This is a genomic window from Aromatoleum anaerobium, from assembly GCF_012910705.2.
Lineage (GTDB): Bacteria > Pseudomonadota > Gammaproteobacteria > Burkholderiales > Rhodocyclaceae > Aromatoleum > Aromatoleum anaerobium.
In genome coordinates, this window is the sequence record NZ_WTVG02000037.1 from 112,430 (window position 1) to 126,201 (window position 13,772).

At 68.6% G+C, this 13,772-nt stretch carries 14 protein-coding genes; 12 read left to right on the top strand and 2 right to left on the bottom strand.

The features are described from left to right. The first annotated feature begins 17 nt into the window (after window positions 1-17). From GO606_RS06530 to GO606_RS06585, 12 genes are all read left to right on the top strand, one after another. Window positions 18-383, top strand: a complete 366-nt coding sequence (locus tag GO606_RS06530; RefSeq protein ID WP_211166614.1) for a zinc ribbon domain-containing protein — start codon at window positions 18-20, stop codon at window positions 381-383. Next, on the top strand, window positions 380-628 hold the full coding sequence (locus tag GO606_RS06535; RefSeq protein ID WP_169118410.1) for a hypothetical protein: 249 nt from the start codon (window positions 380-382) through the stop codon (window positions 626-628). The genes GO606_RS06530 and GO606_RS06535 overlap by 4 nt, the downstream gene beginning before the upstream one ends. A gap of 133 nt (window positions 629-761) precedes the next feature. Next, entirely contained in the window at window positions 762-2,732 is a 1,971-nt protein-coding gene (locus tag GO606_RS06540; protein ID WP_169118409.1) for an oxidoreductase, read from the top strand. Window positions 2,733-2,823: 91 nt separating this feature from the next. Continuing rightward, a complete protein-coding gene (locus tag GO606_RS06545) occupies window positions 2,824-3,216 on the top strand; it encodes a RidA family protein (RefSeq protein WP_169118408.1) in 393 nt (130 codons plus the stop codon). A gap of 54 nt (window positions 3,217-3,270) precedes the next feature. Next, window positions 3,271-3,657, top strand: a complete 387-nt coding sequence (locus tag GO606_RS06550; RefSeq protein WP_169118407.1) for a hypothetical protein — start codon at window positions 3,271-3,273, stop codon at window positions 3,655-3,657. A 74-nt stretch (window positions 3,658-3,731) separates the two neighbouring features. Continuing rightward, complete coding sequence (gene meaB / locus GO606_RS06555) at window positions 3,732-4,862, top strand: methylmalonyl Co-A mutase-associated GTPase MeaB (protein ID WP_211166613.1); 1,131 nt, start codon at window positions 3,732-3,734, stop codon at window positions 4,860-4,862. Next, window positions 4,859-5,575, top strand: coding sequence for an XdhC family protein (locus GO606_RS06560; protein ID WP_169118406.1), 717 nt, complete (start codon window positions 4,859-4,861; stop codon window positions 5,573-5,575). Before meaB ends, GO606_RS06560 begins: the two co-directional genes overlap by 4 nt. A 45-nt stretch (window positions 5,576-5,620) precedes the next feature. Continuing rightward, the gene (locus GO606_RS06565; protein ID WP_169118405.1) at window positions 5,621-7,315 is read left to right on the top strand and encodes an NTP transferase domain-containing protein; all 1,695 of its coding nucleotides are present in this window, start codon (window positions 5,621-5,623) and stop codon (window positions 7,313-7,315) included. Continuing rightward, entirely contained in the window at window positions 7,312-7,725 is a 414-nt protein-coding gene (locus tag GO606_RS06570) for an iron-sulfur cluster assembly scaffold protein (RefSeq protein ID WP_169118404.1), read from the top strand. Before GO606_RS06565 ends, GO606_RS06570 begins: the two co-directional genes overlap by 4 nt. A 69-nt stretch (window positions 7,726-7,794) precedes the next feature. Continuing rightward, entirely contained in the window at window positions 7,795-8,199 is a 405-nt protein-coding gene (locus tag GO606_RS06575; RefSeq protein ID WP_169118403.1) for a ribonucleotide reductase subunit alpha, read from the top strand. A gap of 201 nt (window positions 8,200-8,400) precedes the next feature. Continuing rightward, window positions 8,401-9,111 (top strand): substrate-binding periplasmic protein, encoded by a 711-nt coding sequence (locus GO606_RS06580; RefSeq protein ID WP_169118402.1) that lies wholly within the window; start codon window positions 8,401-8,403, stop codon window positions 9,109-9,111. 75 nt (window positions 9,112-9,186) lie between these two features. Then, the gene (locus tag GO606_RS06585; protein WP_169118401.1) at window positions 9,187-10,716 is read left to right on the top strand and encodes a methyl-accepting chemotaxis protein; all 1,530 of its coding nucleotides are present in this window, start codon (window positions 9,187-9,189) and stop codon (window positions 10,714-10,716) included. Window positions 10,717-10,855: 139 nt separating this feature from the next. On the opposite strand, the gene GO606_RS06590 is transcribed toward GO606_RS06585, so the two are convergent. Both GO606_RS06590 and GO606_RS06595 read right to left on the bottom strand, forming a co-directional pair. Further along, window positions 10,856-12,088, bottom strand: coding sequence for an NnrS family protein (locus tag GO606_RS06590; protein ID WP_169118400.1), 1,233 nt, complete (start codon window positions 12,086-12,088; stop codon window positions 10,856-10,858). A 78-nt stretch (window positions 12,089-12,166) separates the two neighbouring features. Beyond that, window positions 12,167-13,768 (bottom strand): indolepyruvate oxidoreductase subunit beta family protein, encoded by a 1,602-nt coding sequence (locus tag GO606_RS06595; RefSeq protein WP_246979418.1) that lies wholly within the window; start codon window positions 13,766-13,768, stop codon window positions 12,167-12,169. Window positions 13,769-13,772: the final 4 nt, after the last annotated feature.

Genomic DNA, 13,772 nt, shown 5'->3' on the forward strand with positions numbered 1-13,772 from the left:
GAAGGCCGGGCGCTGCGGTGGTCGCCCGCCTGACGAAATCGATCAGCGATGCGAACTGGTCGGAGTTCGTGCGGCAGCTCGAATACAAGGCGCAGTGGTACGGGCGCACGCTGATCGGCGTCGACCGCTGGTATCCGTCCAGCAAGCGCTGCTCGGACTGCCGGCATGCCGTATCGAAGCTGCCGTTGAGCGTGCGCGAGTGGGTTTGCCCCGCAACAAGTACGGCGAATGTCCTTCGCGAACGCCCGCATGGGCGCGCGGCTGAGCATCGCGCAAACCCCTCCCGCATGGGGGGGGTGCCGCAAACGGCGCATGGCTATATTGAATCCATGTTCAGCCGCCCCAATGACGAGGCGGATCCCTGGAAGGAGGAAAGGCCATGACAGCACTGGGCAATGTGATGATGCTCATTCGGGAACTCGAGCAAGACGACGCGGCCGCCGACGCGCCCGTGGTGCCGCAGACGCGCAGCGGGATCGATTTCCCCGCGGCCTGTTCGTGCGTGTGTGCCTCGTCGCTGGGCGAAGTCGTCGCGCTCATCCGCGAGATGCAGGGCGACAGCCTGAGGGCATTCATGGATTCCCTGCCGCCGGTGACAGGACGAAAGACCGCGGCCGTCGCCGCGTGACGCCGCGACGCAATCGGCATGGAGCGGTGCGCGTCGCGCAGTTCCCGCGCGCCCCGCTGCGGCCCGTACCCCGTTTTTACCCGCATCCCCGCAACGCTTCGTTCATGAGCAACGAAATCCACTGGAGACCCGCATGACCCGACCCGGCGAGCTCAAGCTCCCCCACCTGTTCAAACCCGGCCAGATCGGCAAGTACCCGACCAAGAACATGGTCAAGTACGGCGCGTGCTGCGTGTCGAACTACAACACGCGCGACGGCTACATCACGCCGCGCGAGCTCGCCCGCATGCGCGTCATCGCCGCGACCGGCGCCGGCATCATCACGAACCAGGGCGCGTATCCCGACCCGCTCGGCGAAGGCAAGTCCTACTTCCGCCAGGTCGCGCTGTTCGACGACAAGTTCCTGCCGCAGTTCGAGACCATCGCGCAGTACATCCACGACGGCGGCGCGGTCGCGATCCAGCAGATCCTGCACGCCGGGCGCTACGGCGGCATCGATCTGGGCTACTGCATCCAGCCGTCGGTCGTGCCGCAGACGCTGCCGCACTTCCGCCCGCCCAGGGAAGTCACGAAAGAGCAGATCCGCGCGATCATCGGCCAGCACGCCGACGCCGCGAAGCGCGCGATCCGCGCCGGCTTCGACGGCACCGAAGTGACGAGCTTCATGGGCTACCTGCTGGCGAACTTCAACTCGCGCTTCACGAACCAGCGCACCGACGAATACGGCGGCTCGATCGAGAACCGCGGCCGCTTCATGCGCGAACTCATCGATTCGATCAAGCAGGCGACTCCCGAGCATCCGCTCGTCGTGCGCCTGAACGGCGCCGAGCTGATGGACCGCTGGGGCGGCAACAGCGAGGACGAGTGCTTCGAGCTGATGCAGCAGGCGGTCGATTCGGGCGTCGACATGATTTCGGTGACGGTCGGCTGGCAGGAAGCGCCCGAGTCGTCGATCGGCCGCGACGTCGCGCCCGGCCACTGGAACTACCTGTCGGCGAAGGCGAAGAAGCTCTTCCCGAACACGCTGATCACGTTCGGCAACCGCCTGCCCGACCCGGTGATGGCCAATCAGTGCATCGCCGACGGCGTGTTCGACTACTGGGAAGTGTGCCGCCCGATGCTCGCCGACCCCGAACTGCTGCACAAGGCGGCCGAAGACCGGCTCGACGAAGTGCGCCGCTGCATCGGGTCGCTCAACTGCCTGTCGCGCCTGTTCCGCGACCTGCCCTACACCTGCGCGATGAACCCGGCGCTCGGCCACGAAGTCGAGCCCGAATACCACGTCACGCCGGCCGCGGTGAAGAAGAAGATCATGATCATCGGCGCCGGCCCGGCCGGCATGGAAGCGGCGATCACCGCCAAGCGCCGCGGCCACGACGTCACCGTGTTCGAGAAGGGCGACCGCATCGGCGGCAGCCTCGCGGGGTATGCCGCGAACGACCTGGCGCGGCCCGACGACCTGATCTCGGTGATCAAGTACTACGAGACGATGGCGCGCAAGATGGAGATCGACGTGCGCTTCAACACCGAAGCCAACGCGAAGTTCATGCGCAGCATCCTGCACCAGTTCGACGTCTGCATCGTCGCGGCCGGCTCGCGCACCGATATGAAAGCCTATCGCCACATTGAAGGCCATGAGCAGCTCGTCGATGCGCTCGACGTCGCCACCGGCAAGGTCACCCCGGGCAAGCGCCTGATCATGGTCGGCGCCGGCAAGATCGGCCTGACGCTGGCCGAGTCGCTGTGCAAGCAGGGCCACGAAGTCGTGCTCGTCGAGGAAGACAAGCGCATCGCCGGCGACGTCATGCCGTCGTTCAAGTGGCGCCACTCGGCCTGGATCGAGGAACTGGGCATCCGCACGCTGACGTCTTCGGTGCTGACGAAAGTGACGGCAGAAGGCGCGACGGTGAGAAACGCGAAAGGCGAGGAGGTCTTCGTCGAAGCCGACACTGTCATCGTGTCCGGGCCGCGCAAGGCGAACCACGACCTGTTCCACGAATTCCAGTGGATGGTCGACGAGCTGCACGGCGCTGGCGACGCGGTGATCGCGCGCGGACTCGACGCCGCGATCCACGAAGGCTACCGGCTCGGCGTGCGGATCTAAGCCGGCGCCGTCACGCAAACGGCAGTGCAGCCGCACCCAGACAGCGGGCGCGGTTGCACTGCCCACTCGAAAACGGAAGGAGACCGAACTGATGCAATTTCTGCAACCGCCCGGATGGGCACGTCCCAAGGGCTATTCAAACGGCATCGTCGCCAGCGGGCGCATGGTGTTCGTCGCCGGCCAGGTCGGCTGGGATGAACAGGAGCAGTTCCGCAGCGACGATCTCGTCGCCCAGGTCCGCCAGGCCTTGAGCAACATCGTCGCGGTCCTCGCCGCAGCCGACGCGCGCCCGGCCCACATCGTGCGGATGAACTGGTATCTCGCGGACAGCGTCGAGTACAACGCCCGTCTGGCCGAAATCGGCGCCGTGTACCGCGAGCTGATCGGCAAGCATTTCCCGGTGATGACGGCGCTGCAGGTCGCCGGCTTCGTCGAGAAGGGCGCGAAAGTCGAGATCGAGGTCACGGCGATGCTGCCGGCCTGAACGGGACGCGACGAGCCCGGCGCACGCGCGCCGGGCGGCGCCGAGGACGATGAGATGAACGATGCGATTCTGGATTGCGCGCGCTGGAAGGCGATGCTCGACCGCGAGGGGCTCGCTGCGGCCGACGCGTCGGTCGGGGTGCTGACGAAGTACGATTTCGCCGCGCGCCGCGGCAGCGTGCTCGTCTGGCGCGGCACCGGCGACGGCGCGAGCGTCGCGTTGCGCGGCTACGACGGCGAGTTCGGCGACGACGTCGCGATGCTGCTTGTCGCCGACCGCGACGCGCTCGCCGAGCTCCTCGCCGACGGCCTCGCGCAGGTCGCGCCGCTCGTGCGCTGCGGCAAGCTGCACCCTTACATGCTGAGGACGCTCGAAGCCCTCGAAGATGCCGGCCTGTCCGATTTCGTCGAGGACTTCGGGCTCGTGTTTCCACGGCACTGACGCCGCATGCGCGGTTGCGCGAGCGCGCGCACACGGGCAAGATGGTTGGAAGTCAAACAAACGGCACTGCAGCCATGAGCCTTTCCGAAGACATCGATCCGGTCGCAGTCATCGGCGGGTCGCGTCCCGCGCTGGCGCGCGCGCTGACCTCGATCGAAAACGCCCGGCCCGGCGCCGCCGAACTCCTCGCGAGTCTCGCGTCGCACCGCGGCCGTGCTCACGTCGTCGGCATCACCGGTGCGCCGGGAGCCGGCAAATCGACGCTGATCAATGCGCTCCTCGGTGAATTGCTCGCGCGCGGCCGGCGCATTGCGGTCGTCGCCGTCGATCCGTCGAGCCCGGTCACCGGCGGCGCGCTGCTCGGCGACCGCGTGCGGATGGGCGGGCACGGCGCCGACGAGCGCGTCTTCATCCGCTCGCTGTCGTCGCGCGGCCACCTCGGCGGCCTGTCGCGCACGACCGCGCAGCTCGTCGATGTGTTCGACGCCGCGGGCTTCGATGTCGTCATCGTCGAGACGGTCGGCGTCGGGCAGTCCGAAGTCGAGATCGGCCGCGTCGCCGACACGAAGGTCGTCGTGTGTCCGCCGGGACTCGGCGACGAAGTGCAGGCGATCAAGGCGGGCATCCTCGAGATTGCCGACATCCTCGTCGTGAACAAGGGCGACTCGCCGCTCGCCGCGCGCACGATGCTCGACCTGCAGACGAGCGGCGGACTGCAGCGCGACGAACACTGGACGGTGCCGGTGCTGCGCACGGTCGCGACGAGCGGCGAAGGGATCGCCGAGCTCGTGGAGCGGATCGACGCGCACGCGCACGTCATCGGCATCGGGCGGCGGCTGCGCGCCGCGACCCCTTCGGGGGCGAGCGACGCGATGCCGGCGGCGCCCGCGACCGACGACGAACTTTTCGAGCAGCTGCGGCGCTGGCGTGCGGCGGGCCGTGGCGTCGCCCTCGCGACCGTGGTGCGGACCTGGGGTTCGTCGCCGCGCCCCGAAGGCAGCCATCTCGCGGTCGAGGAGAGCGGGGCGTTCCTGGGCTCGGTGTCCGGCGGCTGCATCGAGGGCGCCGTCATCAGCGAAGCGAAAGAGGTCATCGCCGACGGCACGCCGCGCCTGCTGGAGTTTGGCGTCAGCGACGAGCAGGCGTGGGAGGTCGGCCTCGCGTGTGGCGGCCGGGTGCAGGTCCTCGTGGAGCGGATCGAATGAAAGCGACGATGTTCGAGCAGCTTCTCGCCGATCGCCGCGCGAAGCGGCCGGTGGCGGTGGTCACGCGGCTTGCCGACGGCGAAGAGGCGCTGGTGCACGAAGAGGAAAGCGAAAACCAAAACCAGGACGGATTTTCCGGCGCGCTGGCGCTGACGCCGGAGCAGCTCGCCGAGACGCGCCAGCGCCTGCGTGCCGACCGCAGCGGCGCACTGGCGTCGGCCGACGGCGCGCTGTTCGCGCGCTGCCACGTCAGCGCGCCGCGGCTCGTCATCGTCGGCGCGGTGCATATCGCGCAGGCGCTCGCGCCGATGGCCGCGATCGCCGGCTTCGAAGTGATCGTCGTCGACCCCCGGCGCGCGTTCGCGACGCCGCAGCGCCTGCCGGGCGTCAGCGTGACGACCGAATGGCCCGACGAGGCGCTGGAGCGGCTCGGCATCGACGCGCAGACCGCCGTCGTCACGCTGTCGCACGACCCGAAGCTCGACGATCCGGCGCTGATCGTCGCGCTGCAGAGCGACGCGTTCTACATCGGTTCGCTCGGCAGCACGCGGACCCACGCGAAGCGCGTCGCGCGGCTCGCCGAGGCCGGGCTGGAGGAGGCGATTGCCCGCATCCATGCGCCGGTCGGGCTCGATCTGGGCGGGCGCGCACCGGCCGAGATCGCCGTCGCGATCCTCGCCCAGGTGGTGCAGGCGAGGCATCGCGCAAGATGACCGGAGCACGCCCGGAACGGACCCGCCACGGTCCTGGAGACCCCCATGATTTTCGGTGAATTCGACACGGATGCGGCTGCGGGCGTGATGCTCGCGCATACCCTGAAGGCCGGCGGCAGGACGCTGAAAAAGGGCCGCACGCTCGTCGATGCCGATCTCGCGTGGCTGCGCGAGGCGGGCATCGACACCGTCCTCGGCGCGCGCCTGGCGCCCGGCGATGTCGCGGAAGACGCCGCCGCGGCGCAGATCGCGGCGCTGCTGACCGGGCCGGATACGAATGCCGCGACGCGCCCGCCCTACACCGGCCGCTGCAACCTGCACGCGTCGCTGCGCGGCGTCGTGCAGGTGGACATCGAGCGCATCGACCGCCTCAACCTGCTCGACGAGGCGGTCGCGATCGGCACGCTGCCGCAGCACGCGGTGGCACGCCCGGGCCAGGTCGTCGCGACCGTCAAGATCATCCCGTTCGCGGTGCCGGCGAGCCTCATCGAGGCGTGCCGCGAGATCGCCTCGGCCGGCCCGCTGCTGCGCGTCGCCGAGTTGAAGCCGCACCGCGTCGCGCTGATCATGAGCGAGCTTCCCGGCATGAAGGAAAGCATCTTCGCCGGAACCGTCGCCGCGACGCGCCATCGCCTCGACGCGCTCGGCAGCCGCCTCGCGCTGGTGCTGCGCTGCGCGCACGAGCGCGCGGCGCTCGAAGCGATGGTGCGCCAGGCGCTCGCATCCGGCTGCGAGTTGGTGCTCGTCTGCGGCGCGACGGTGGCGAAGGACCGCAACGACATCGCGCCCGCGGCGGTCACCGCCGCCGGCGGGCGGATCGACCATTTCGGCATGCCGGTCGAGCCGGGCAACATGCTCGTGCTGGCGCATGTCGGCAGCGTGCCGGTCGTGATCATGCCCGGCTGCGGCCGCTCGCGGCGCACGAACGGACTCGACTGGGTGCTGCAGCGGCTGCTCGCCGGGCTCGCCCCGACGCGCGAGGACATCATGCGCCTGGGCGTCGGCGGCCTGATCCGCAGTCCGCTCGAAGCGGAAGACGCCGCGGGAGAAGACGCGGAGGACGGCGACAGCGAAGGTTCCGCAGCGCCGCCGCCCCGGCCGGGCGCCCCGCGCGTCGCCGCGCTCGTGCTGGCGGCCGGACAGTCGTCGCGCATGGGCGCCGCCAACAAGCTGCTGATCGAGGTCGGCGGCGTGCCGATGGTGCTGCGCGCCGTCAATGCGGCCCGCGCGTCGCGCGCCGCGTCGGTGACGGTCGTCGTCGGCCACGAAGCCGAAGCGGTCGGGACGGCGCTCGCGACGAGCGGGGCGACGCTCGTCGATAACCCGGACCATGCGCAGGGCATGTCGAGCTCGCTGCGCCACGGCATCGCGGCGCTGCCGGACGACATCGACGCGGTGATCGTGCTGCTCGGCGACATGCCGCGGATCACCGCCGAACATGTCGATCGCGTCATCGCGGCCTTCGACCCCGCGGCCCCGTCGATCGTCATGCCCGAGAAGGACGGCCGCCGCGGTAATCCGATTCTGTGGCCGCGCGAGTTCTTCGCCGCGATGGCGGGCATCTGCGGCGACCAGGGCGCGCGCGGCCTCCTCGAACACAATGCCGACCGCGTGAAGCGGGTCGCGATCGACGACGACGCGATCTTCGTCGATGTCGACCGGCCCGGCGATCTCGCGCAGGCCGAAGCGTCGCTGGTCGCCCAGGCCGGCAGCGGCATCGTCGAGGAGCCGGTCACGTGATTGAAGCCCTTTACAACCAGCGCATCAAGGAACTCGCCGCGGCGGCATGCGGCGCCGGCAAGCTCGACGCGCCGTCGGGCTCGGCGATGCGCGACAGCCCGGTGTGCGGCGACCGCGTGCGCATGGAAGTCAGCGTTGCCGACGGTCGCATCGTCGCACTCGCGCACGAGGTGAAAGGCTGCCTGCTGTGCCGCGCCGCCGCTTCGGTGATCGGCCTGCACGGCGTCGGCCTGTCCTCCGCCGAGGCCGAAGCGCTGCGCGCCGCAGTCGCGGCGATGCTTGCCGGCGGCGAGCGGCCGGCCGGCTGGGCCGAACTGGCGGTGTTCGAGCCGGTGCGCCAGCATCGCAGCCGCCACGGCTGCGTGCTGATCCCGTTCGAAGCCCTCGCGAAAGCTGTCGCCGCGGGCTGAGGAAGCGGCGCGCAGGCCGGGCGGGCTGTGACAAAATGGCTTTGTTTCCATCACAGCAAGGGCAGGAAAATGGTCATTTCAGGGTTTGAAAGCCTCTTGGAGGCGGCGCGGCAGCAGCCCGAACCGCAGCGGCTGCTGTTCGTTTTCGCCCGGGCGGAACTGCCCGAAGGCGCGACGCCGGAAGAGAAGCGCCGCTTCGAAAACGGCCAGGGCGGCGCGCTCGCGCCGGTGATGTACGTGGACAAGAAGACTGACGAAATCCACAGTTTCGCCGAGCTGGTCGAGGAATCGCAGCGCATGGGGAAACCCTGGGACATGGTGTTCGTCGGCTGCCTGGGCGGGCAGGGGGATCGGGAACCGAGCGACGAGGCGACGCAGAAAGCGCTGGAATCCATGATCAAGTCGATCCAGGGCGGCCTGGTCAGCCATCTGCTGATGTATCGCCCGGACGGGGAACAGGTTCGTCTCCCCTGACCAGCAAGACCCGAAGCCGCAAATTCTTCATTCATTTGTCGAATGCTTCCCTAAAGTTCCCATACTCATATGCCGTTGTTGTGAACGTGCTGCCGCTGCGAGCGTTGCCGCGGTCGCGCACCCACAACGAGTTTGCGACCCAGCCCGGGAGAAGTTTCCGAGGCCCGGGCGGATCGCGGGCCGACCCTGCATTGCCATCTATTGGAGGAGAACATGTTGAGGAAGCTGCTTCTGCTGTCCGGTCTGATCGTCGCGCCGCTCGTCGCCGGGGCTGCAGACTACAAGGCCAGTCTGGCCCAGATGCCGATGTACGCGGAAAGTCTGGACAAGGGGGTGCTTGTCGACCTCGTGAAGGCGATCGCCGACACGTCGAAGAAATCCATCGATGTCCAGGTCGTTCCGTTTTCCCGCTCGATGAAGGACGTGGAGAACAAGCAGGCGGACTTCCACATGCCCCTCATCAAACCGCTGGACATGTCGAAGGCTAATTTCAGCCTGTCCACCGCGACCATATTTCACGTGAATTTCGTCCTGTACACCAACAAGAACAAGCCGCTGGATCCGAACAACCTGGCCGGTGCCTCGCTCGAAACGGACGCCGCTCACACGCCTTACTTCCCGTTCGACATCAAACCCTCGACGAGCATCGAAGGCAGCCTGAAGAAACTCGAACTGGGGCGTATCGACGGTTTCATATTCGCCGATGACGCCACCGATCCCCTGGTCAAATCCAACGGCCTGAAAAATATCAAGAGGCAGCTCTACAAGCGCTTCGAGGTGAAGGCCATTCTTCCCAAGGGCGGCGAGAACGGACCGGCGGACAAGTTCCTCAGCGAAGCTATCGGAAAGCTGCGCGAAGGGGGCAAGTTCGAAAAGATCATGGCCGCCATCGACCATCCTTACGTCGACTAACGACGCTGCTCGTCGCGTCCCATCCCCCGCGGCCCGATATCCGGGCCGCTCCCCGGCACGAGCGAGAGGAACAGCATGGGCTACTTGAGAACAATCAGCGGGCGATTGACGCTCCTGTATGTGGTCATCATCTCGGCGGTCCTGGCCGCCTTCGGCGGACTGAACTACTACCAGGCCAGCAAGAACCGTCAGGCGCAGATCGACAAGGAGCTGGACCAGGTCACGGGGAGGGTGCAGATTTCCCTGCCGGGGATTTTGTGGAATCTCGATCAGGAGCAGTTGCAGAAGGTGCTGGTATCGGAAGCCGGTTCGGAACTGGTGGACGGCATCCTCATCAGCGACGAATCGGGCAAGGTGAGCGGCGGCGTGGTCCGCGAGAACGGACAGATCGTTGCCGCGGCGACCGTGGCGAAACACGACGGGCCGTCTCGCCAGGTCAGCCTGGTGTTCAACAATGACGGCAAACCGACGCCCGTCGGCACGGCGACCGTGTTCATCTCGACCGAGACGCTGGACCAGGCACTCCGGCACAATCTGCTCCTGATCCTGGGGGAGATTCTCGTTCTCGACGTCATCATCGTCGTTGCCCTGTATCTGGGCATCAGGGCCGTGGTGGTCAAGCCCTTGCTGTCGGTCAAGTCGGCCTTGCAGGAAATTGCGCAGGGCGAGGCGGATCTCACGAAGCGCCTCTCGGAGCGCAGCGGAGACGAGTTCGCCGAGGTCGCACACTGGTTCAACGTCTTCATCGCGCGGCTCCAGGGAGTGTTCAGGCAGGTTTCGGAAAACTCGGCGCTGCTGGCGCATGCTGCCGAGGACACCTTGCACATAAGCGATCGCGCAAGCGGCCATTCGAGCATGCAGAAGCAGATGACCGAGCAGATGGCCGAGGCGGTCGGTCATCTCACCGAGCAGGTCGGTGAAGCGAGCAGAAACGCCTCGATCGGGTCGGATGCCGCCGCCGCTGCGGACCAGGAGGCAAAAAAGAGTCGCCAGGTGCTGACCGAGTCCATGCGCGGCACCCAGGAGCTGGCCGAACACATGGCCGCAGTGGGCAACGTGGTGCAGCGGCTTGCCGCGGACACCACGAAAATCGAGGAAGTGCTGCGGGTGATCGGCGACATCGCCGACCAGACCAATCTGCTCGCGCTCAACGCGGCCATCGAGGCAGCCCGGGCCGGCGAGCAGGGGCGCGGCTTTGCCGTGGTCGCGGATGAAGTGCGCAAGCTGGCCGAGCGCACGACACATTCGACCCACGAGATCCAGGACATGGTGGGACGGATCAAGGAAGGCAACCGCCAGGCCGTGGAGGCCATGAACGCCGGAAAGGCGCGCGGTGAGACCGGTGTCCGCTACGCCAACCAGGCGCAAACCGTGATCGACGGAATTCTCGATTCGATCACGCGCATGTCCGACCTGAACGGGCGAATCCTGGCGGCCGCCAATTCCCAGAACAAGGCGGTCGAAGGCATCTCGGGAAGCATCGACCATGCTTTGCGCCTGTCCGACGAGACCGTGGAAGTATCCCGGCACGCTGCCCAGGCGAGCGAGAAGCTGGAACGCCTGGCCGGCGAAATGCGGCGGTTGACGGAGGAGTTCAAGACGTAGAAGGCAGAAGGTTTTACATATTGATTCCGGCCGGCACCTGCCGGAAGAAGCCCTCAACGCGCTTCTTTTCCTGTGTCCGCCGAAAGCCGGCTACCTGTCGGGAGCGCTCCCGGCGAGGGATGCCGCTTACGCCGATAGCCTAACGCTTGCTGCCGCGCACCACGCTCGGAGCGACGAGGATCGTGCCGAACCGCGCAAGGTAGATCACGAAGGCCGCTATCCATGCCAGCGCAGCGACCGCGACCGCCCATGCGCCGAGATCGTGGACCGTCACCGCCAGCCGGACCAGGGCTGCGGCGAACAACAGCACGCCGGCGACGCGCATCGCGTGCGGCAGCGCGAGCGGGCGGCCAGTGTGGCGCAGGCTCACGCGCACCATCAGGCCGATCATCATCATGCCGAGGCTGCCGACGGTGAAGGCGTGCAGCCACGCGGCTTCCGCGACGACGCCGGTGAGTTCCGCGGCGGCTTTCAGCGCGAACGCGAAAATCAGCCACGCGAAGCCGAGGTGCATGACGAGGACGAGCGGCACGTCGGCGACGCGCCAGCCCTGCCAGCGTGCGACGCGCCACGCGTGGACGGCCGTGCAGGCGAGCGCCGCAGTGCCGGTCCAGTGCGCCGGTGCGCCGGCGAGATCGAGCCCGGCGAGCACGACCACGACGACGACTGCCGCGGCATCGAGGCCGGCACGGAACGGCGCCTGGTCGCCGCGGCCTTTCTCGCGCAGCGCGTTGCCGGTGAAGATCGGCGTGAGGAGGCCGCCTTTGAGCACGTACAGCACGATCACCGCATAGACGCCGGCGCGCAGGCCGAGGCCGGCCAGGGCCGGGTCGGCAGCGGCAATTCCGGCGTGATAGGCGAGGTTGGCGCCAAAGAGCGCGGCCAGGATCGGCAGCAGCAGCAGGTAGAGCGGGTTCGCCGCGCGCCACAGTTGCGGCGCGAGCATGACGAACAGCGCGGCGAAAAGCAGGCTGTCGGCGACGGTGACCGACAGCGGCGGCAGCCACGGCGTCGTCCAGCTCGCCAGCCGGCCGGCGAGCCACAGCGCGACCAGCAGCGCGAGCCGGCCGCCGCGGATTTCCGGCGTGCCGGCCCAGCTCGGCAAGGCGGTCAGCACGATGCCGGTGATGATCGCGGCGGCGAAACCGAAGAGCATTTCGTGGCCGTGCCACAGCGCGAGCGGCGTCGCGGCCGAAACCGGCAGGCCCCACGCGCCGAGATACGCGCCCGCCCAGACTGCCATCAGCAGTGGCGCATAGAGTGCGCCGAGCAGGTAGAACGGCCGGAAGGCGCTCGCCCATACGGGGGCCGACAGGGACGGGAATGGCGGCGGGGGCATGGGCGGAGCGGGAAATTCGACGAGGGGCTTCATTCTATTCGGCCCCGGGCGGCGCGGCGTGCGCAACGAACATGACGGTGGCCGGGGGAAACGCGTCCGCTCCGCGACGCGTCAGGCCGCGACATGACCCGGCCGGCGGGTTTCTTGCGGCGGCGTGAAAGGCCCGCGGAGAAGGGCTGCGAGCTGGGCGTCGAGCGCGTGGCCTGCCTCGTCGGCGAGCGCCGCGTCGCGCAGCCGGTGCAGCGTTGCAGCGGCGTCGGCCCGGCCGAGCAGTTGCTCGGCGGCGTCCATCAGCCGGGCGAAGCGTTTGTCGCCGCGGTCGTGCGTGCCGCTGTAGCCTTTGATGAGCCGGCGGCATTCGAGCACTTCAACGGCAAGCGCGTAGTCGGCGGCAGCGATGCGCGTCGTGCGCGCGAGCCAGTCGTGCATGTGCGCGGTCTCGATCGCGTGGCGCAGCGTGCCGCGGCGGAACCGCCGCATGCCAGCCGCGCAGTACAGCGCGACGAACCCCGTCAGCGTGCCGGTTTTGACGCGCCGGCCATGCTCGACGCGGCGGCGGATGAAGCCGCCGAACGCTTTCGATTTCTCGAGTCGGCGCCCGAGCCGCGCCGGCAACGTGCCGCAGATCTCCTCGAGCCGCGGGTGCATGAATTCAGTCGTGTAGACGAGCTGGTCAGATTTCGCCCCGACTTCGTTCCGGACGCGCGCAAAGCGGCTGCCGCGCGTCTTGAGGTCGGCGACGCGGATCACGTCGTCGTAGCTCATCGCGACTGCGACGTGCCGGGCCGCGGCGCGCGTCAGCGCCCAGTCGTGCGCGCTGCCGCCGCTGCGCTCGTCGAGCTCGCGCAGGGTGCCGAGCGTCTGCAGGTATTCGGCCGCGTAGGCGAGGTCCTGGAAGTCGATCAGGCGGCGCAGGCCGGCGACGAGCATCGGCTGTGCGGCCGCCGGGAAGTCGCGTTTCACGGCGTCGAGCAGCGCCTGCGCCTGCGGACTGGCCGCGCGCTCGGGGACGTCCGGCAGCGGCCGGGCGGTGTCGAGCGGGGCCGGCTCCGCGGGCGCCGCGGCGGCCGCATCGAAGCCGAGCGCGAACGCGCGCAGGCTCGCCTCGACGCCGACGCCGACGCCGCCGTCGCGGATCGTGTCCTCGAACGCGGCGCGCGCGAACGGCAGCACTTTGGCGCCCGCGATCGCGCCGAACAGGCTCGCCGAGATCACGCTGCCGGCGCGCTCGGCCATCTGCTGCAGATCGAAGCACAGCAGCCGCTTCGCCGCCGCGCGCCCCGCGTCGACGACCTTGTTCGGGTCAGCGATGCCGTTGCCCGGCGCGGCTTTCTCGGCGACCGCGTAGCTGCGGTGCGTCGAGGTGATCAGCGTCGTGCGCTCCGGCGTCACGAGGCCGCGCTGCATCGCGCGCCCGGCCTCCATCAGCTCGGCGGCGACGACGAGATCAACGTCGCCGGGCGTCGGCATCATCGCGAGCACCGGCGCCCGGCCTGCCGCGTGCGCGGCCGACTCGGGCAGCAGCTCGAGGTAATAGACGGTTGCGCCGGTGCGCTGCGCGACGCCCGGCACCGAACTCGTCTGCGCCCACCAGCCGGCACGCTCGGCCATCTCGACGATCCAGTCGGCGAGCACGCCGCCGCCCTGGCCGCCCATCGCAAGGATCGCGATCCTGATCGGCGTGCCGGGGTGGAGAGTGATGCGGTTCATCATGGTT

Coding starts and splice junctions, on each gene's coding strand:
- meaB (WP_211166613.1), top strand. CDS start 3,732: ATGAGCCTTTCCGAAGACATCGATCCGGTCGCAGTCATCGGCGGGTCG.
- GO606_RS06545 (WP_169118408.1), top strand. CDS start 2,824: ATGCAATTTCTGCAACCGCCCGGATGGGCACGTCCCAAGGGCTATTCA.
- GO606_RS06565 (WP_169118405.1), top strand. CDS start 5,621: ATGATTTTCGGTGAATTCGACACGGATGCGGCTGCGGGCGTGATGCTC.
- GO606_RS06595 (WP_246979418.1), bottom strand. CDS start 13,768: ATGATGAACCGCATCACTCTCCACCCCGGCACGCCGATCAGGATCGCG.
- GO606_RS06540 (WP_169118409.1), top strand. CDS start 762: ATGACCCGACCCGGCGAGCTCAAGCTCCCCCACCTGTTCAAACCCGGC.
- GO606_RS06585 (WP_169118401.1), top strand. CDS start 9,187: ATGGGCTACTTGAGAACAATCAGCGGGCGATTGACGCTCCTGTATGTG.
- GO606_RS06590 (WP_169118400.1), bottom strand. CDS start 12,088: ATGAAGCCCCTCGTCGAATTTCCCGCTCCGCCCATGCCCCCGCCGCCA.
- GO606_RS06535 (WP_169118410.1), top strand. CDS start 380: ATGACAGCACTGGGCAATGTGATGATGCTCATTCGGGAACTCGAGCAA.
- GO606_RS06560 (WP_169118406.1), top strand. CDS start 4,859: ATGAAAGCGACGATGTTCGAGCAGCTTCTCGCCGATCGCCGCGCGAAG.
- GO606_RS06575 (WP_169118403.1), top strand. CDS start 7,795: ATGGTCATTTCAGGGTTTGAAAGCCTCTTGGAGGCGGCGCGGCAGCAG.
- GO606_RS06550 (WP_169118407.1), top strand. CDS start 3,271: ATGAACGATGCGATTCTGGATTGCGCGCGCTGGAAGGCGATGCTCGAC.